This window comes from Myroides sp. NP-2 (assembly GCF_014145665.1).
Classification (GTDB): Bacteria; Bacteroidota; Bacteroidia; order Flavobacteriales; family Flavobacteriaceae; genus Flavobacterium.
Genome location: NZ_JACHTD010000013.1, coordinates 49,940 through 68,403, shown reverse-complemented (window position 1 = coordinate 68,403; position 18,464 = coordinate 49,940). Strand labels below are relative to the sequence as shown.

Below are 18,464 nucleotides of genomic sequence, written 5' to 3'. Positions count from 1 at the left end.
ATGGATCTGCGAAAAGTATATATTGTATTGTTCTTCTTTGGTTTGTTTTTTCTGCCATTTAATAGTATTGAAGGGTATAAAATACTCAGTATATTTAAGAAAGAGGCAAGCGCCTATTTCTGGATTCCTGCTCTACTTCTTATCGGATTTAGTTTTTTGTTCGCCAAAAAGAAAATCGTATTACCCACTTTGACGAGATCCTACCAGCTCTTTTTTGTATTCCTGGCTTTCAGTTTTTTGACCTTAGTGTTTAATCTCGAGGAAATTATGCAACAGTTCTACAAACAGAAGTCAGGGCTTTATATGTTTGCTTTCAATTTTTTTACTTTAGTATTTGCAGGGGTAGGGATTGTAACGCTGGTATTTAATGTCTTTAAAGGCATGACCACCACGCGTATTTTTGTAATAACGAGAAAAGTTATATTCTGGTCTTTTCTTTTTGTTTTTGGCTACGGAATTCTTCAGATGTTTATCTTGAGGTTTCAAATGTTTGGTTTAGAGCAGCTATATTATAGCTTGGATTATTTACCTTTTGTAAACGGGCATTTGTTTTATAATTCAGTGCGGTTGAACTCCGTTTCCTATGAAGTTCCCGCATTGGGCACCTATCTTATTTTTGTACATGGGTGGATGTTTAGTTACATCTTGACCCACCAAAGTAAATGGCGTTTTGTTCCTTTTGCAATGGTGCTCTTTTTAGTGTACTTCAGTGGAGCTCGATCCGCATTAATTTCTATTGTGCCACAGCTTATCGTTATTCTTTTACTTTTTAAACCTTCTCGAATAGTCGTAAAGAAAAATGTTGTTTTTGCTGTGCAGTTGGCAGGCGTATTACTCTTGCTGTTGGTAGCATTAAAAGGAAATACGTTATTGGATCGCTTTAAGCAGACCAGCGTAGAACAATTGGTAGGCACTAGTATTTCCAACAAGAGTAGAATAGGAATGCAAGTAGCATCGTTAAAAGTCTTTTTGGATTCACCTATTTACGGTGTAGGATTAGGGCAAGAAACCTATAGTAAGATCAAATACTACCCAACATGGGCGGTGAAAGACAATTTCGAATTCAGTTCGATGTATTTGAATGAACAAGACCGCATGTACCCGCCAGCCTTTAATATTTATACAAAGTTATTGGCAGAAACAGGGATTATTGGCTTCTTTTTGTTTGTTTGCTTCCTTTGGTGGTGTATCAAAGAAAACTATACAATAATAATTCGTTCTTCAGGAACCAATCGTATTTTTGCTCAAACGCTATTGATAACGTTAGTGGGGCTAATTGTAAATTGGGGACAAAATGACGACTATATGTTGTACAGTTTCTGGATTAGTTATGCCTTTGTATTAATATTGATGTCTAATAAAATTCAAAATGAAAGAGATGAAAATTTCGGTCGTAGTGCCTTGTTATAATTGTAGTACTACAATTGAAACTTGCATCGCAAGTGTTTTTAATCAAAGCTACCTACCCTACGAGATTATTTTAGTTGACGATGGCTCAAAGGATTCTACCTTGGATAAACTGCAGGAAATCAAGCAAAAATACGCTTTGAAAGCTGTAGAAATTACTGTAGTTACTCAAGAAAATCAAGGACCTTCCACAGCCAGAAACAGCGGGTTATTACTAGCTAAAGGCAACTGGATAGCCTTTCTGGATTCAGATGATGTATGGCATACAGACAAGTTGCAAAAACAAGTAGAGGTAGTATTTGCTTATCCTGATGCAGTTGTTGTAGGGGGAGAAAAGGGAGTGTTTAAATCAAACCTTACTTTAGCAAACATCGGAGTTATTGATTTTAAAAAACTCTGTTTTAAGAATTATTTCTTAACCTCTTCTTCGATGGTAAAAACAGAAGCAGTAGAGGGAATTTTATTTAATGTACATCAAAAACACTCAGAAGACTATCGATTTTTCTTTGAACTATTGGGTCGCGGTGGTTATGGTGTCTGTATTTTTGAAAACTTATCTTGTAGTATCACGATGAAAAGAGATTTTGGCGAGGCTGGATTATCTGGAGATATCTATAAAATGCAAAAAGGAGAATTGTCAAACTTTAAGTATCTGTATGCGAATAATTACTTAAATTGGTTTGAATATGCATTTTTTTATCTTTTCTCAAACATAAAGTTCTTGCGAAGATTTACTCTATCTATGGGGTATAGATTCAGGAATAAACGTTAGTTTAGCAAGGCTAATTAACCAGAAAGAAGCAAGTACTCAGTTAGTAGACGCAGGTATGAAAGAACAAGCTATTACCATCATTAAAAACGCATTGCTAGCGATTTATGTTAGTTTTTTGGTGTTTGATTTTAAGATCATCAATATAGTCGTGCTGGCTATATTTCTTTTTTTTCTTGTCAATTTTAAAGACAATAAAACACAAGGCTATCTAAATTGGAAAGCCAATCGTCATATTTATGGAACGTTAATAGCCTTGATAGGCTTTCAGTTTATACACGGGCTTTTTTTTGATGACTTAAGTGAAAAACGCTTTGGACTACTAGGTCTTTTGCTGGCTTCTTCAATTATTTTATTGTGGTTGAAAAACCTTCGGATCATCCTCTACCTGTATGTTAGTTGCTTGTTTTTATTGGTTTTAGCGGGAAGTTATAATTTGATAGACTACTATCTCACTACAGATTATTTTACGATTAAAAGCGGGGGGCATGTTGATGCGTTGTTAGTTGTAGCCCGACCTTATCTTGGATTTATGCTGAGTGTTGGTATTTTTATTAGTCTTTATTTATCGCGTATTCACATACAATACAAAATCTATTTTGCTTTATTGGCTGTGTTTTTTTTCGCTTACCTTGTATTTATTGGAAATCGTATCCAAATCGTATCCCTATCCTTGGCCACTCTCTTGTATGTCGTCTTTTATATGAAGGCCAATTGGGAGAAAAAAATAATGGGTTTGCTGGCTTTTAGTACAGCTATTTATCTTTTATTGACTATAACACCCACCCTAAAAGAGCGTTTCGTATTGCAGTCATTAACATCATGGGAGAATGTTGTTGCTAGATTAGAACAAAAAGAACCACGAGTATTGATCTGGAAATGTGCCTATTCTTTTACGCAAGAAGAGTCATTCAGCCCTTGGTATGGATTGGGGAAAGTACAAACATTAGATGATCAGTTGGCCGCTTGTTATGAAAGTCAAACAATAGGAAATCCTATGCGCGACTACTTTTTAGAAGCACTTTTCAATACGCATAATCAATTTATGGAGTATTATGTATTAACTGGAATTGTTGGTGTTGGACTTCTTTTTCTTCTATTTGGATTTGTTATCGCCAAGGTGAGACGTTATTTTATTCCCATGGCTTTGACTTTCGCTTTGTTTAACTTTTGTATGGTTGAAAACCTTTTTAACAGGCAACTAGGGGTTTATCTGTTTGGATTCGTTCTTACACTCATCTTAATGATTGATCAACAAGAGCGCAAAAAAGAATGACAGATTACACTTGATATAGCTCAAGCAAAGTACTGAAGTTTTTGTCCTTGTCAAATTTGACTTTACAATCCGCATAGGCTTGTTCGCCTAGTATTTTTCGAAATGAGGGATCTTCTACTTGTTGGATCACCTCAATCAGATCAGTTGCTTTGGTAAATAAAAAGCCATTGAGATTGGGCGTTACAATATCATTATTGCCGATGACATCGGTGGCGATAATGGGTTTTCGAAAAGCCATGGCCTCGAGTACCGCTATGGGCAGTCCCTCCCAGAGCGAAGTCTGTAAATACAGATCCAACTGATTGAGGTAGGGGAAGACCTCGGTATTATTGGTAAACCAACCCGATATAGTAATATTTGGAGCCGTTAGCTGATCGCGAAGTTCACCATCACCAATCCACAAGAAGTGATGCTGTGGAAATAATAGGGCGATTTCATTAAAGAGCGCAGGGTTTTTTTGATATGAGATCCTGCCTATCGTTCCAATGATCAATTGACTCGAAGAATTGTCTTTGGCTGTATAATGTTGGTTTAAATGCATTAGGTCAATTCCATTGCGTACCAAAAGCGATTTGCCAATTCGCTGTGCTATTTTGTATTCCGTATCTCCACACGCAATGGTTGTCCCACCAAAAAGAAATTGCGTTGCTTTTTCTATCCCGTAAAACAGCTTTCTCTTAGCAGATGAAATATCCTGACGCAAAAAAGAATAACCATGGGGCGTATAGAACACTTTTCGCTTGTAATTTGGCATAATACTTGCCCATCTGCCAATGACTCCTGCTTTAGAGGAATGTAGATGGATGACATCAGGTCTTAGCTGCTTTATCGTTTTCCTTAAAGCAAACGTAGAGCGAAGATCTTGTAGGGGTTTTAGTTCCCGTTCCATTTCAATGGGAATTAAATGGATGGATGGAGGGAAATCTTGGTCGATCTGCTCCTGGGTAATTTCCTTTCTTTTATTGCTATAGACAATATAGGTTTCAATTTGAGTATGTTGGCTAAAAAACAAAGCCAAATCTTTAAAATAGGAATACACCCCGCCACCAAAAGATTCTACAATATGGATAATTCGCATTAGCAATCTAAATTTATAAAGACAAATTTAGTTTATTTATTTAAGATTTGTAAAATCGACAAGGAACAATTCTCTAGATAAAGAAAGTTCCTTAACTTTGTTTGGAAATGAATGTATAGGATGAAACGAATTTTAATAACAGGTGCAGCGGGTTTTTTAGGATCCCATTTATGTGATCGCTTTCTTGCGGAAGGATTTTATGTCATCGGCATGGACAATTTAATTACGGGTGATCTAAAGAATATTGAACATTTGTTTGCAGAAGCTCATTTCGAGTTCTATCACCACGACGTAACTAAGTTTGTTCACGTACCTGGAGAGTTGGATTATATTCTTCATTTCGCATCGCCTGCAAGCCCGATTGATTATTTAAAAATTCCTATTCAGACATTAAAAGTCGGATCGTTGGGAACCCATAATTTATTGGGATTGGCACGTGTAAAAAAGGCCCGCATTTTGATTGCTTCTACGTCTGAAGTGTACGGAGATCCGTTGATTCACCCACAAACCGAAGAGTATTATGGCAATGTCAATAGCATTGGACCCAGAGGGGTGTATGACGAAGCTAAGCGTTTTCAAGAGTCGATTACCATGGCATACCATACCTTTCACGGCTTAGAAACGCGAATTGTTCGCATTTTTAATACTTATGGACCTAGAATGCGATTAAATGACGGAAGAGTAATCCCCGCATTCATTGGACAAGCATTAAGAGGAGAGCACTTAACTGTTTTTGGCGACGGAAGCCAAACGCGCTCTTTCTGTTATGTAGACGACCAAGTAGAAGGAATCTATCGCTTGCTACTTTCGGATTATAATTTGCCCGTAAACATAGGCAATCCTGACGAAATTACTATTTTGGATTTCGCACAAGAAATTATCCGATTGACGAATAGCGACCAAAAAATAATTTTTAAGGAGTTGCCAATAAATGATCCTTTACAGCGTTGTCCTGATATAAGCAAAGCCAAAAATATACTTGGATGGTCACCCAAAGTTGATCGTACAGAAGGGATGAAACGCACCCTAGCTTATTTTAAATCCTTTTCAAAAGAGGATCTAGCGCGCGAAGAACACAAAGATTTTTCTAACTACATTTATTGATGAGTAAAAAAGCAGGTAGATATTCTTACTTACTACGTCCACTTACGACGTGTATAGATTTAATAGCAATTAATGTACTCGCTCAGGTTTGGTTCTCCACAACCTCTGAGGGGCATTACCTATTCCATATTGTCTTGTCTATCGGATGGATAATCGCTGCGGTATTAAGCGACTATTACGAGGTATATCGACATACCAAACTGGTGAGCATGGCGGAAAAAGTGTGCAAACAGTTCTTCTTTCAATTTATTTTAGTAGCCTCTTATAACGGTGTTTTCGATCGATTTGCCGAAATAAACGATCTAATGGGATACTGTATTTCTATTTTTGTGGTTATTTGTACGGTAAAATTTACTATTTTCTTCCTTTTGAAGTACATCAGAAAATTTTTAGGAGGTAACTTTAGAAATATTGTCTTATTGGGCAGTGAAAAGGAAATCTGTGACTTAAAAAAGGTTTTGTTGAAAAGGAAAGATCTAGGTTACCGCATTGTCAATCACTTCTTTACATTGGAAGATGCAAGCTTGGAAGACTTGAAACAATACCTTTCACAACATCAAGTAGACGAGATTTTTATGCAATTTTCTTTTACCAAAGAGAAAAATTTCTTGGCTATTTTGGAGTTTGCCGACAACAATATGATTACGGTAAGTTATATTCCCACGCAAAAGGATATATTAAATCACAATTTGTCTCTAGAATACTACGATCTAATCCCAGTAGTACCAAGGAGAGTAATTCCTTTAGACAAGCCGTATAACCAGTTGGTAAAACGCTTGTTTGACCTGGTTTTTTCTACGTTAGTCATTGTGTTTATTCTATCGTGGTTGGTTCCCTTAGTAGCTTTCTTAATTAAAAGAGAGTCCAAAGGCCCTGTATTCTTTAAACAAAAGAGAACGGGTTTAAACGACGAAGAGTTTTGGTGCTATAAGTTTAGATCCATGCATCTGAATGCGGATCGCGATCGCGAACAAGCGACGCGAAATGATCAGCGAATTACAAAAATTGGAACTTTTTTGCGAAAAACGAGTTTGGATGAGTTCCCACAGTTTATCAACGTTTTTTTGGGCAATATGTCCATCGTCGGACCTCGTCCCCATATGGTGGTACACACCAAAATGTACTCCAAACGCGTGAACCGATTCATGTTGCGCCATCTTGTCAAACCAGGCATCACCGGAATGGCTCAAACACACGGCTATCGCGGTGAAATAGAAAATGATCGCGATATTATCAATCGCTTTAAATACGACTTATTCTACCTTGAAAATTGGTCGATCTTTTTGGATCTCAAAATTATTTACCTCACGGTTTACAACGTTTTTAAAGGAGAAGAAAAAGCGTATTAAATCTTTTTATCAACTTGTTCCTCTTATTCTTAGGAACTTTTTCTTTATTCGTTTTTTTATAATTATTTTTGAGCCTTAATAACAAACAACACAATTAATGAAAATTTTATTATTAGGTTCAGGTGGACGTGAGCATGCACTAACATGGAAAATGTTACAAAGCCCACATTGTGAAGCTGTATTTGTTGCCCCTGGTAACGCAGGAACAGCACAAATTGCCCAAAATATAGCAATCAATCCCAATGATTTTGAAGCGGTTAAAGAAGCGGTTATCACGCATCAAATCGATATGGTTGTGGTTGGACCAGAAGATCCTTTAGTAAAAGGAATTGTCGATTTCTTTAAACAAGATGCGAGTATTTGTCATATTCCTGTCATTGGCCCTTCAAAAAAGGCAGCTCAATTGGAAGGAAGTAAAGATTTTGCCAAGGAATTTTTGATTAAACACAACATTCCAACAGCGGCGTATCAAAGCTTTACCAAAGATACTGTAGAAGAAGGAAAGAAATTTTTGGAAACAGTAAAAGCACCATATGTGTTAAAGGCAGATGGACTAGCAGCTGGTAAAGGGGTCGTGATCTTGGAAGACTTGGACCAAGCCAAAGCAGAGCTAGAAAATATGTTGGTGGATGCCAAATTTGGCGACGCGAGTTCTAAAGTTGTTATCGAAGAGTTTTTATCGGGAATTGAATTGAGTTGTTTCGTATTAACGGACGGAAAATCATATAAATTACTGCCTACAGCAAAAGATTACAAGCGTATCGGAGAAGGAGATAAAGGTCTGAATACTGGTGGTATGGGAGCAGTTTCTCCAGTGCCATTTGCTACAGATGAATTCCTCAAAAAGATCGAAGATCGCATTGTAATTCCAACAGTGGAAGGAATCAAAAAAGATCAATTAGACTACAAAGGATTTATCTTTATCGGTATCATCAAAGTAGGTGATGATCCTTTTGTTATTGAATATAATGTTCGCATGGGAGATCCAGAAACAGAAGTGGTGATGCCTCGTGTAAAATCAGATTTAGTCGCTTTATTCCAAGCAATCGCGAAAGAAGAACTTGGGGCTGAAACAATTGAACTAGATCAGCGCAGTGCAACAACGGTGATGTTGGTTTCCGGTGGATACCCAGAAGAGTACGAAAAAGGAAAAGTAATTAGCGGTATAGAACAAGTAGAAGATTCTATTGTTTTTCACGCTGGTACAGCACTAAAAGACAATCAAATTGTAACCAATGGAGGTCGCGTATTAGCCGTTACTTCGTATGGAACTAGTTACGATGAGGCACTAAAAAAATCTTATCAAAACATAGATAAACTAAATTTCGATAAGATTTATTATCGTAAAGATATCGGTTTCGATCTTTAGATAGTTAACTACTTTAGAAATGAGTGGGCTGTTGTATCTTGCGTATCCTCATCCTTTGCTTTGAATAGTTGTAGTTGTTTTAACCAAAATACAAAATAGTAGCAAGTGATTAGGATGAAGATCCACGTAATGATGTTTGCAGTCCACCAGTTCTCAAGTTCTAGTTTTGCAAAGAAATCCATAGGAATGAAAAGAATTTTTTCAAACAAGAATCCTAAACCATTAAAAAATGAAGTCATTTTCCTTTATTTTTAAATTAGATAATATTATTTGAATTTTGTAATATTTAATACGAATACAAAATAGCCAAAGAAACAAATAGTACTACAAAAATATAAAATATATACATGTTAGCAAGTATTTTTAGTAAAACTAGACCGATTAACTATATCATGCTTACGCTTTTAATCGTAACAGGATACAGTTTATTCATTGGTTTAGATACCACTATTGAATGGACCTCTTTTGAAATGGTAAAGCGCAGTTGTGTTTTACTGCTGTTATTGTTGATGATGTATCTGTCTCAATTCATTGTATCTAGGAATCGACTTGTTGATGATACAGGCTATGTGCCCTTGCTTTTTACTAGTTTTTTATTTCTATTTCCCACTTCCTTTGAGAATGTACGCGTCATTATTGCGAGTTATTTTATTCTCTTAGCGCTTCGTCGTATTTTGTCTTTACACTCGCTCAAACAATCAAAAGAAAAGATCTTAGATGCCTCACTTTGGATCTGTATTGCGAGTTTATTTCACTTTTGGAGTATTCTCTATCTGATTCTCTTGTTTTATGCGATTGCTTTTTTTGGCGCTAAGGACTATCGAAATTGGATTATTCCCCTTATTGCTTTTTTTGGAGCTTCGATTCTTTTAAGTCTTTATTTGCTTATTGAAGAGGTGCATTTTGTTAGTTGGTGGACGGATCGCGTACAAATTAGCTTTGATTTCATGTATTTCGACAATGTGTATCAAAATATTGCCTTAGCTGTTTTTGTTTCAGTTTGTCTATTATATGCAGTTTCTCAGGCGTTGGCCATCAAGAGTAGACCGTATAATATGCAAAACACCTACAAGAAAATCATACTTTCATTTCTTATAGGTGCTGCTATTTATGTAATATCCGCAGATAAATCAAACGGATTATTGGTGTTTACCTTCTTCCCGTTGGCAATTTTAGGTGCCAACTATATTGAAAGTATCCCACAAAAGTGGAGAAAAGAAGCCAATGTGTACAGTATTTTCGGTATTGGCTTGTATTTCTATCTTATGCAATTGATCATTTTATAATTTTTGACCATAAGCAAGATCCCCAGCATCTCCTAGCCCTGGCACAATATAATTGTGATCGTCTAATTTTTCATCTAAAGTAGCAACCCATAGGTGTACATTAGCAGGAAGATTTTCCTCTAAGTATTGGATTCCCTCTGGAGCAGCAATAACAACAGCAAGGTGAAGTTCTTTCGGTTTTTCTTCAGTCATTAACTTATGAATTACTGCAACAAGAGACTGTCCTGTAGCTAGCATGGGGTCAATCAATATCAAAATCTTATCTTGAAATGAAGGAGCTGCTTGGTATTCTACTAAGATCTCGCTAGCTTCCCCATGTTTTCCATGACGGCGGTAGGCGGAAACAAAGCCATTTTCGGCATCATCAAAAAAGTTCATAAAACCTGTATGTAATGCTAATCCAGCGCGTAGGATAGAACATAGCACAACGTTATCCTCAATGCAGGTGGTGTGTTTAGTGCCTAATGGGGTTTGAACATCAAGTGCTTTATAAGGTAAGGTCTTGCTCAATTCATAGGCCATTATTTCGCCAATGCGTTCAATGTTTTTTCTAAAACGCATGCTGTCTTGTTGAATGTTCACATCGCGAAGCTGGGCTAAGAAATGATTTAGAATGCTATTTTCCTCAGAAATATAGTGAATTTTCATAACGGTATAATTAGTACCATAAAAGTATTAAAACTATATTTGTAAATAAAATTATTCCTATGTTTTCAACATTAGCATTTCCAATATTCGAAGAGAGTATTCGCGACTATCATAAATACGATAATGTAGATCAGCCTATTAGCAATCCTTATCCGAAAGATGATATCAGACATTTATTATATCTAAAAAATTGGATTGATACGGTTCAATGGCATTTTGAGGATATTATCCGCGACCCACAGATTGATCCGGTTGCTGCTTTAGCGTTAAAGCGAAGAATTGATGCATCAAACCAAGAAAGAACGGATATGGTTGAATACATTGACAGCTATTTCTTGAACAAATACCAAGGGGTAAAAGTAAAAGAAGGAGCTAAAATCAACTCTGAAAGTCCAGCTTGGGCGATCGATCGTTTCTCTATTTTGGCTTTGAAGATTTACCACATGCGCGAAGAGGCAACTAGACCAGAAGCTACGCCAGAGCACCGTGCAAAATGTCAAGAGAAATTAGACGTTTTATTAGAGCAAAAACAAGATTTGTCTACGGCAATCGACGATCTACTCAACGATATCGCCAACGGAGATAAATACATGAAAGTGTACAAACAAATGAAAATGTACAACGACGAGGAATTAAATCCGGTATTGTATCAAAATAAAAAATAACCAAAAAAGGGAGTATAAGTGTACTCCCTTTTTTTATGTTTCTACTTCGGCTGTGCTTGTAGGGTGAAAATGAAGAAAAGAACCCAGGGTAAAATATCTTTTTTTTGTATCAGTAAAAAAAATTACTTTTGTTTGTTAAAGCGTGGATAATCACGCTTTTCTTGTTCCAAATAAAATCATAGTTTAGTGAAAGGGGTAGAACATATTGTTATTTTTAGATTATCAGCTATGGGCGATGTTGCCATGACTGTTCCAGTGATTCGCGCTCTAGTTGAGCAACATCCTAACCTTCGGGTTACTGTTGTTTCCCGTCCTTTTTTTAAACCTTTTTTCAAGGGTATTCAGCGCGTAGATTTCTTCTCTGTAGATGTCAAGAAAAAGCACAAAGGACTTTTGGGTTTGATTCGCTTGTATCGAGATATAAAAAAAATGAAACCCGATTATTTTGCGGATTTTCACAATGTATTACGCGCGCAAATTGTGCGTACCCTATGCAAGTTTTCCGGCATACAGACTGCGGCATTAGACAAAGGTAGAGCAGCCAAAAAAGCGTTGACTCGCGCTGAAAATAAAGTGTTTCAACCTGTACAAACGATGGTTGAAAATCACGTTCAAACCTTGGGTAAACTTGGATTTACTGTTGAAATGCATACTCCTACTTTTCCCGTTGTTCCCAAATTAGCTCCAGAGCTAAAAGAGTTCTGCCAAGAAGAAGGCAAAACTTGGATTGGGATTGCTCCTTTTGCACAGTATGACAGCAAGGTTTATCCGCTAGATTTAATGCAAAAAGTAGTGGATGAACTAGCTGAACAAGAGAATTGCGTTATTTTTCTCTTTGGTGGGGGAGAGAAAGAAATTGCCTTGTTAAATCAATTGAAACGCGATAATTACAATGTCATTGTAATGGCAGGTAAAGTCAAGTTAGAGGTGGAGATGAACCTGATTCAACACTTAGATGTAATGTTGTCTATGGATTCTGGAAATGCACACATTGCGGCTATGTTAGGGGTAAAAGTCGTAACTTTGTGGGGCGCTACACATCCCTATGCGGGTTTTGCACCATTCAATCAGCCCATGTCGTATTGCCTTACAGCAGATCGCCAAAAATACCCGTTGTTGCCCACCTCAGTGTACGGCAATAAAGTGGTGGAAGGGTATGAAAATGCAATGCGTACCATCGACCCTATTCAGGTGTGTAGCAAGGTAATGTCCGTAGCACAAAGTAAATAAGTAATCAAGTCGTACAAAGCGCGAATACAGTAAATTATGAAGATAGAGCATTATATTAGAGATATTCAAGATTTCCCAAAAGAAGGAATTGGTTTTAAAGATATTACGCCACTTTTAAATGATGCATCAGCAATGGAAGCTGCTACGAAACAGCTTTTAGCATTGGTCGGCAATAAAAAAATAGATCGCGTTGTCGGTATGGAAAGCCGAGGGTTTTTCTTTGCCACCTTGTTAGCTAAAGAACTACATGCCGGATTTGTACCCGTTCGTAAACCGGGTAAATTGCCGTTTGATACCCTTGCCCAAGAATATCAGTTAGAGTACGGTACCGACATCTTGGAAATTCACGCCGATGCCATTAAACCTGGAGAAAAAGTGTTGATTCACGATGACGTTTTAGCTACAGGAGGTACTGCTGAAGCTGTATGCCGATTGGTAGAACGACTAGGTGGAGAAATTGTACAAGTAAATTTCTTAATGGAACTGTCGTTTTTACACGGGCGTGATAAATTAAAACCCTATGATGTAAAAAGCTTATTGCAATACTAATTGAAAATTAATTTCTCAGTGAATATAAAAAAAAAGGATGTCGAAAGACATCCTTTTTTTTCTCGTATCAATGAATTAAATTGTAAAAAAACTGGTTTATAGTAAAAATAGAAGATAGCAAATTTATATCGAAAGGAACTGTTTAATACTTTTGTTGCAATTGTAATCAGATACTAATCGATTTTTTTTGGATATAAAGAGTGTTTTTATCATTTGCGATAAAAATTATATGGGGATAATTTCGATTGGAAAAAGAAGTTATTTTTGTGCTAAATTTAATTAAAACAGCATGAAAAAGATTTTTAAAATGGTAGGGCTTTGCTTTATTGCTTGTCTTGCCTTCAATTGTACGTCTGATGATAATTCAATGGGCAAGCAAAAACCAGGAGAGGAAAAACCAGGGGAGGAGAAACCCGGAGAGGAGAAACCTGATGAAGAAACGCTATTTGTATTGGACCGCGTGGAAGAAACGGAGTATTCTTCTCATTACATGAGTGGAGAGCTGATAAAAACGGAACTTTTTAGCCAGACAACACATGTGTTTTCCTATAATCAAAAGAATCAAGTGACTGCAATTGAGAGCAATCAGTTAGATGAGATTCCTTTTGATGGAGGATACCTGAATAAAACAAAATCTACTATTACATACAACGATGCTAATTTGATCACAAGATTACATGTAGTAGATATTAGTAATAATGAGTCCTGGTACGATGAAACTTTTGAGTATAACAACCAAGGATTGCTTACGAAATCTTTTGAAGTAACCGAAGGTGAACTGAAAACCTACGGCTATAATGCAGAAAACAAAATTAGCACGATTACGACTAGTATGGATAACAGCCAGCATACGATAAACTACGAATACGACAGCAATGGAAATATAATCCATGCTTTTAATCCGGCTGACAATGGAGAACAAGAATTTTTCACTTATGATGATAAATTGAATCCATATGCAAATATGAATATTAGTTTGCTATATGACAATTATGAATCTACCTACCCGTTAACCCTGTCAAAAATTGGAAAAAACAATGTTGTTACCTTTAAGGAGTATGAAGGTGTTGAGTGGGTTACGGAATACGAATTTAATTCACAAGGTTATCCAACTAAAGCAATAAGTTATTACAAGAATAATAAAGCGCTTATAGGAAATAGTAAAGTGTATACGTACAAGACGATAACAATCAAAAAATAAATCAATGCTAACTCAGCATGGAAAGAAAGGCTACTCTCGAAGTAGTCTTTTTTTTTGGCTTGGTTTTTGTTCAACAGGATCTATCATTTATTTTTTAGTGTTTTATATTGCGCTATAATGAAATAATGTATTGACAATGAGTGTTTTGAAAATTAAATATTATTTTTTTTAAAAATGCTTGCATATTAAAATTATTATTAGAAAACTTTGTACCAACCCATCAGGGTATAGACGAGAAATGAAAAAAACAGTACAACATATTACGTTTTTGGCACACAGCATAGCTCCTGCTACTGCTGGGATTTTCTTGTTATCTACTTCGCGGTCATCGCGGTCACGGGCTTAATTTTTTAAGCATCCTTTATCTTTGGGCGCCTCACGGTCTCCCAACTCAATAAATCTATCCAATTTTTAATGTATTTCAACGAGATTGAAAGGGAGAATTCATGCGTTTGGCGGTTTTTTCTATTGGCTTTGTTGAATTCTAACTGTCTGTTTTTGAGATGAATTCAAATCAGTTTATCGTTATACCAGCGAATGAAACACACGTTGGTTATGCTGCACAAATTTGCGAGGAAATGGCTCTTTCTGCTCAAGCTCGCGGTACGGGAATTGCTAGAAGGCAACCCGAATATGTGGCGAACAAAATGCTCGAAGGCAAAGCTGTGATTGCTTTACATCAAGATGGAACTTGGGCAGGATTTTGTTATATCGAGACCTGGAGTCATGGCGATTACGTTGCCAATTCTGGTTTGATAGTCAACCCCGTATTTCGAAAGGAAGGCTTAGCCAAAGCGATTAAAAAACGCATTTTTGAACTGTCCCGATCCACGTATCCACAGGCAAAAATTTTTGGATTAACCACAGGTCTCGCCGTAATGAAAATTAATTCTGATCTAGGCTATGAACCTGTTCCCTACTCCGAACTTACACAGGATGAGTCGTTTTGGAAAGGATGTGAAAGTTGTATCAACTTTTCAATTCTACAAAGCAAAGAACGAAAAAACTGCCTCTGTACTTCCATGTTGTGGGATCCTGTCGAAAAAGAAAGAGAATTGCGATCAAAAATCGATCAAAAGACAAAAGCAAAAGAACGATTAAAGGAAATGCAAAAGAAGTATTCGCTACTGAAAAGATTGCAGATGAAGATTAAACAAACGGTGAAAAAAACACACCTATTTTAAATGTAACAATGAACAAGATGAACAAAAAAATAGTTTTAGCTTTTAGCGGTGGCCTTGATACTAGTTTCTGTGTCCTTTATTTAAAAGAAGAATTAGGGTACGAGGTACACTCAGTCCTCGTCAATACAGGTGGTTTTTCCCCCGAAGAATTACAGACAATCGAAGCCAAAGCTTATGCGTTAGGAGTTGCCTCTCATACGACAATTGACCAGACGCAAGCGTATTACAACAACTGTGTCAAGTACTTGATTTTTGGCAATGTATTGAAAAATGCAGCATATCCACTGTCTGTTAGTGCAGAACGCGTATGTCAAGCGACTGCAATTGCACAGTATGCCAAACAAATGAAGGCCAATGCGATTGCTCACGGAAGTACAGGTGCAGGAAATGATCAGGTTCGATTTGATATGATTTTCAATATTTTATTGCCCGATGTGACGATTGTTACTCCGATTCGAGATTTAAAACTAAGCCGAGAGGAAGAGATCGCCTACTTAGAGAAACAGGGCGTAACAATAAATGCAGAAAAAGCAAAATATTCTATTAACCAAGGGTTGTGGGGAACTTCAGTAGGTGGAAAGGAAACGTTAACTTCTAACCTATATTTACCAGAAGAAGCCTGGCCAACTCCAGTGACCAAGACAACCGAGGAGGTTGTTGAGATTGTGTTTGATCACGGAGAGCCAGTAGCACTGAATGGTGTTACCATGAATCCTACTGAAGTGATCCAACAACTACAAGCCTTAGCCCAGCCCTTTGGCATAGGACGTGATATTCACGTGGGGGATACCATTATCGGAATTAAGGGCAGAGTAGGTTTTGAAGCTGCCGCTCCTCTAATCTTAGTCAAGGCGCATCACACCCTTGAAAAACATACCTTAACCAAGTGGCAGTTGAGTTGGAAAGAACAACTAAGTTCAAGTTATGGCAACTTCTTACACGAAGGACAGTTCCACGATCCCATTATGCGCGACATGGAAGCTTTTTTGTTGAGTACGCAAAAAACCGTTAGCGGTAAAGTCTGGGTTGCACTTTATCCTCATCGTTTTGTCGTTCAAGGAATTGAATCAAAACACGATTTAATGTCTAATGACTTCGGTAGCTACGGCGAGATGAATAATTCTTGGACAGGGGAAGATGTAAAGGGATTTTCAAAAATATTTGGTAATCAAGTGATGATTTGGCACAAAGTAAATACACAAGACGATGAGTAAAGACAAAATTACAGTTGGCATTGTAGGTGGTGCAGGCTATACAGGCGGTGAGCTTTTGCGTTTATTGCTGTTGCATCCCTTTGTAGAACTAGCTTTTGTGCATTCGAATAGCCATGCCAATCAACCCATTCACAGCGTACATACTGACTTGTTTGGCGATACGGATCTGCTGTTTACCAATGAACTATCAGCAACTGTTGACGTCGTTTTTCTGTGTGTAGGACATGGGGATGCTATGGCATTTTTGCAAAAACACCCCTTTGGCAAAGAGGTGAAAATTATCGACCTAAGTCAGGATTTTAGGCTAAAGTCGCAGGAGAACCCCTTTGTATATGGCTTGCCTGAGTTAAATCGAACCCAGCTAAAAGTAGCACAATATGTCGCTAATCCAGGTTGTTTTGCAACGGCAATTCAATTGGCTTTGCTCCCTCTGGCGCAACAACAAATGTTGTCTGATTCTATTTACATACAGGCCGTTACGGGTTCAACAGGTGCAGGTCAAGGCTTAGCCTCTACCTCTCATTTTAGTTGGAGAGCCAATAATACCTCAGTCTATAAAGCTTTCACCCATCAACATTTGGCAGAAATAGGTGCTAGTTTAACACAGCTGCAACACAAGGGAATACCTTCAATTAAGTTTATTCCAGAACGAGGGGATTTTACAAGAGGAATTTTTGCACGTGTGGTGCTCAGCTCTTCTTTGGAGTTAAGCGAGCTGCAAATGCTGTATGCAAATTACTATGCGTCTCATCCTTTTACTCATTTTAGTGCGGAAGGAATTCACCTGAAACAAGTAATAAACACCAATAAATGCTTGATTTCGATTGAAAAACACCAAAATGATGTGTTGATTACCAGCGCCATCGACAATTTATTGAAAGGAGCTTCTGGACAAGCCGTTCAAAATATGAATCTATTATTCGGATTAGACGAAAAAACAGGTTTAATGCTAAAAGCGTCTGCTTTTTAAAAAATCGACCCATTATGATGAAATTATATGATGTATATCCTTTACACCCAATTGAAATTGTTAAAGGACAGGGAAGTTATGTCTTCGATGCAAACGGACAAGCCTATTTGGATCTCTATGGAGGTCATGCGGTTATATCCATTGGACATACACATCCTCACTATGTAAAGGCTCTAAAAGCGCAATTGGACTTGGTAGGATTTTACTCCAATTCGATTGAGATTCCTCTTCAACAACAATTAGCTACCCTATTGGGAGAGGTAGGAGGGATTGCCGCTTATCAATTGTTTTTGTGTAATTCAGGAGCAGAAGCCAATGAAAATGCACTAAAGCTCGCTTCGTTTCACAATGGAAGAAAAAAGGTAATTGCCTTTACAGCTGCATTTCACGGACGAACCTCTCTAGCAGTTGCTACCACGGCTAACCCCAAGCTAAGTGCACCAATAAATGAAACGGACCAAGTGATATTCCTACCATTTAATGATGAACAAGCACTAGAGTCTGCATTTGCCTCCTATGGAGAGGAGGTTACGGCTGTCATAATTGAAGGTATTCAAGGTGTAGGAGGTATTCAAGTTGCTACACCGGCATTTTTACAGAAGATTAGGGCCTTAACCACGCAGTATGGCGCTGTTTTTATTGCTGATGAGATTCAATGTGGATACGGTAGAACGGGGTCTTTTTACGCCGTCCATGATGCGGGTGTTCAAGCGGATATATATACCATGGCCAAGGGGATGGGCAACGGTTTTCCTATTGGCGCCTTAGCAATTTCACCTGAGTTCAAACCGTGGCACGGCCAATTGGGTACTACCTTTGGTGGGAATCACTTGGCTTGTGCAGCTGCATTGGCCGTTTTGGAAGTGATGCAACAAGAACAATTACTGCAACAAGCCAAAACAATAGGGAATTATTTGTTGAATGAGCTCAGCTCTTTTGATAGAATTCAAGCTGTGAGAGGAAAAGGACTAATGATAGGCATCGACCTCCCTGTTGAACTAAATAATATGCGCCAAGATTTGCTGTTTAAAGACCACATTTTTACTGGAAATGCAAGTCCTAACGTCATTCGTTTACTGCCGGCTTTGAATCTTACCAAAGGCGATGCAGACCTATTTTTAACCAAATTCAGTAAGAGAATACAACAATATTAATAGGAGAACCG

General features: G+C 37.5%; 18 protein-coding genes. 15 read left to right on the top strand and 3 right to left on the bottom strand.

Annotated elements, in window-relative coordinates; genetic code table 11:
* The 3 genes from H4K35_RS12835 to H4K35_RS12825 are packed head-to-tail and all read left to right on the top strand — an operon-like array spanning position 1 to position 3,452.
* Positions 1–1,410 carry an O-antigen ligase gene (locus H4K35_RS12835; RefSeq protein ID WP_182628368.1) on the top strand — a complete coding sequence of 470 codons (1,410 nt, stop codon included), beginning with the start codon at positions 1–3 and terminating at the stop codon, positions 1,408–1,410.
* On the top strand, positions 1,370–2,179 hold the full coding sequence (locus H4K35_RS12830) for a glycosyltransferase family 2 protein (RefSeq protein ID WP_182628367.1): 810 nt from the start codon (positions 1,370–1,372) through the stop codon (positions 2,177–2,179). Before H4K35_RS12835 ends, H4K35_RS12830 begins: the two co-directional genes overlap by 41 nt.
* 55 nt (positions 2,180–2,234) lie before the next feature.
* The gene (locus H4K35_RS12825; RefSeq protein WP_182628366.1) at positions 2,235–3,452 is read left to right on the top strand and encodes an O-antigen ligase; all 1,218 of its coding nucleotides are present in this window, start codon (positions 2,235–2,237) and stop codon (positions 3,450–3,452) included.
* A 4-nt stretch (positions 3,453–3,456) separates the two neighbouring features.
* On the opposite strand, the gene H4K35_RS12820 is transcribed toward H4K35_RS12825, so the two are convergent.
* Positions 3,457–4,530 carry a glycosyltransferase gene (locus H4K35_RS12820; protein ID WP_182628365.1) on the bottom strand — a complete coding sequence of 358 codons (1,074 nt, stop codon included), beginning with the start codon at positions 4,528–4,530 and terminating at the stop codon, positions 3,457–3,459.
* 120 nt (positions 4,531–4,650) lie between these two features.
* Between H4K35_RS12820 and H4K35_RS12815 the strand changes: the two genes are divergently transcribed.
* From H4K35_RS12815 to purD, 3 genes are all read left to right on the top strand, one after another.
* Positions 4,651–5,634: a UDP-glucuronic acid decarboxylase family protein gene (locus H4K35_RS12815; RefSeq protein ID WP_182628364.1), complete on the top strand. Its 984-nt coding sequence runs from the start codon at positions 4,651–4,653 to the stop codon at positions 5,632–5,634.
* Positions 5,634–6,983 (top strand): exopolysaccharide biosynthesis polyprenyl glycosylphosphotransferase, encoded by a 1,350-nt coding sequence (locus H4K35_RS12810; RefSeq protein ID WP_182628363.1) that lies wholly within the window; start codon positions 5,634–5,636, stop codon positions 6,981–6,983. Before H4K35_RS12815 ends, H4K35_RS12810 begins: the two co-directional genes overlap by 1 nt.
* A 97-nt stretch (positions 6,984–7,080) precedes the next feature.
* Positions 7,081–8,352, top strand: coding sequence for a phosphoribosylamine--glycine ligase (gene purD / locus H4K35_RS12805; RefSeq protein ID WP_182628362.1), 1,272 nt, complete (start codon positions 7,081–7,083; stop codon positions 8,350–8,352).
* An 8-nt stretch (positions 8,353–8,360) separates the two neighbouring features.
* On the opposite strand, the gene H4K35_RS12800 is transcribed toward purD, so the two are convergent.
* Entirely contained in the window at positions 8,361–8,591 is a 231-nt protein-coding gene (locus H4K35_RS12800) for a uracil phosphoribosyltransferase (protein ID WP_182628361.1), read from the bottom strand.
* Between the two features lie 108 nt (positions 8,592–8,699).
* On the opposite strand from H4K35_RS12800, the gene H4K35_RS12795 reads away from it, so the two are divergent.
* Entirely contained in the window at positions 8,700–9,638 is a 939-nt protein-coding gene (locus H4K35_RS12795) for a DUF6427 family protein (protein ID WP_182628360.1), read from the top strand.
* On the opposite strand, the gene upp is transcribed toward H4K35_RS12795, so the two are convergent.
* Positions 9,633–10,286, bottom strand: a complete 654-nt coding sequence (upp, locus tag H4K35_RS12790) for a uracil phosphoribosyltransferase (protein ID WP_182628359.1) — start codon at positions 10,284–10,286, stop codon at positions 9,633–9,635. The two genes, H4K35_RS12795 and upp, sit on opposite strands and share 6 nt — an antisense overlap.
* Before the next feature lie 59 nt (positions 10,287–10,345).
* Between upp and H4K35_RS12785 the strand changes: the two genes are divergently transcribed.
* From H4K35_RS12785 to H4K35_RS12750, 8 genes are all read left to right on the top strand, one after another.
* Positions 10,346–10,951 (top strand): DUF4254 domain-containing protein, encoded by a 606-nt coding sequence (locus H4K35_RS12785; protein WP_182628358.1) that lies wholly within the window; start codon positions 10,346–10,348, stop codon positions 10,949–10,951.
* A gap of 186 nt (positions 10,952–11,137) precedes the next feature.
* The gene (locus H4K35_RS12780; protein WP_182628357.1) at positions 11,138–12,181 is read left to right on the top strand and encodes a glycosyltransferase family 9 protein; all 1,044 of its coding nucleotides are present in this window, start codon (positions 11,138–11,140) and stop codon (positions 12,179–12,181) included.
* Positions 12,182–12,217: 36 nt separating this feature from the next.
* Complete coding sequence (locus tag H4K35_RS12775; RefSeq protein ID WP_182628356.1) at positions 12,218–12,730, top strand: adenine phosphoribosyltransferase; 513 nt, start codon at positions 12,218–12,220, stop codon at positions 12,728–12,730.
* A 289-nt stretch (positions 12,731–13,019) separates the two neighbouring features.
* Complete coding sequence (locus H4K35_RS12770) at positions 13,020–13,931, top strand: hypothetical protein (protein ID WP_182628355.1); 912 nt, start codon at positions 13,020–13,022, stop codon at positions 13,929–13,931.
* Between the two features lie 503 nt (positions 13,932–14,434).
* Positions 14,435–15,115 (top strand): GNAT family N-acetyltransferase, encoded by a 681-nt coding sequence (locus H4K35_RS12765; protein ID WP_182628354.1) that lies wholly within the window; start codon positions 14,435–14,437, stop codon positions 15,113–15,115.
* Between the two features lie 8 nt (positions 15,116–15,123).
* A complete protein-coding gene (gene argG, locus H4K35_RS12760; RefSeq protein WP_182628353.1) occupies positions 15,124–16,329 on the top strand; it encodes an argininosuccinate synthase in 1,206 nt (401 codons plus the stop codon).
* Positions 16,322–17,299, top strand: a complete 978-nt coding sequence (argC, locus tag H4K35_RS12755) for an N-acetyl-gamma-glutamyl-phosphate reductase (RefSeq protein ID WP_182628352.1) — start codon at positions 16,322–16,324, stop codon at positions 17,297–17,299. Before argG ends, argC begins: the two co-directional genes overlap by 8 nt.
* 14 nt (positions 17,300–17,313) lie before the next feature.
* Positions 17,314–18,453 (top strand): aspartate aminotransferase family protein, encoded by a 1,140-nt coding sequence (locus H4K35_RS12750; RefSeq protein ID WP_182628351.1) that lies wholly within the window; start codon positions 17,314–17,316, stop codon positions 18,451–18,453.
* Positions 18,454–18,464: the final 11 nt, after the last annotated feature.

Coding starts and splice junctions, on each gene's coding strand:
- H4K35_RS12835 (WP_182628368.1), top strand. CDS start 1: ATGGATCTGCGAAAAGTATATATTGTATTGTTCTTCTTTGGTTTGTTT.
- H4K35_RS12830 (WP_182628367.1), top strand. CDS start 1,370: ATGAAAGAGATGAAAATTTCGGTCGTAGTGCCTTGTTATAATTGTAGT.
- H4K35_RS12825 (WP_182628366.1), top strand. CDS start 2,235: ATGAAAGAACAAGCTATTACCATCATTAAAAACGCATTGCTAGCGATT.
- H4K35_RS12820 (WP_182628365.1), bottom strand. CDS start 4,530: ATGCGAATTATCCATATTGTAGAATCTTTTGGTGGCGGGGTGTATTCC.
- H4K35_RS12815 (WP_182628364.1), top strand. CDS start 4,651: ATGAAACGAATTTTAATAACAGGTGCAGCGGGTTTTTTAGGATCCCAT.
- H4K35_RS12810 (WP_182628363.1), top strand. CDS start 5,634: ATGAGTAAAAAAGCAGGTAGATATTCTTACTTACTACGTCCACTTACG.
- purD (WP_182628362.1), top strand. CDS start 7,081: ATGAAAATTTTATTATTAGGTTCAGGTGGACGTGAGCATGCACTAACA.
- H4K35_RS12800 (WP_182628361.1), bottom strand. CDS start 8,591: ATGACTTCATTTTTTAATGGTTTAGGATTCTTGTTTGAAAAAATTCTT.
- H4K35_RS12795 (WP_182628360.1), top strand. CDS start 8,700: ATGTTAGCAAGTATTTTTAGTAAAACTAGACCGATTAACTATATCATG.
- upp (WP_182628359.1), bottom strand. CDS start 10,286: ATGAAAATTCACTATATTTCTGAGGAAAATAGCATTCTAAATCATTTC.
- H4K35_RS12785 (WP_182628358.1), top strand. CDS start 10,346: ATGTTTTCAACATTAGCATTTCCAATATTCGAAGAGAGTATTCGCGAC.
- H4K35_RS12775 (WP_182628356.1), top strand. CDS start 12,218: ATGAAGATAGAGCATTATATTAGAGATATTCAAGATTTCCCAAAAGAA.
- H4K35_RS12770 (WP_182628355.1), top strand. CDS start 13,020: ATGAAAAAGATTTTTAAAATGGTAGGGCTTTGCTTTATTGCTTGTCTT.
- H4K35_RS12765 (WP_182628354.1), top strand. CDS start 14,435: ATGAATTCAAATCAGTTTATCGTTATACCAGCGAATGAAACACACGTT.
- argG (WP_182628353.1), top strand. CDS start 15,124: ATGAACAAGATGAACAAAAAAATAGTTTTAGCTTTTAGCGGTGGCCTT.
- argC (WP_182628352.1), top strand. CDS start 16,322: ATGAGTAAAGACAAAATTACAGTTGGCATTGTAGGTGGTGCAGGCTAT.
- H4K35_RS12750 (WP_182628351.1), top strand. CDS start 17,314: ATGATGAAATTATATGATGTATATCCTTTACACCCAATTGAAATTGTT.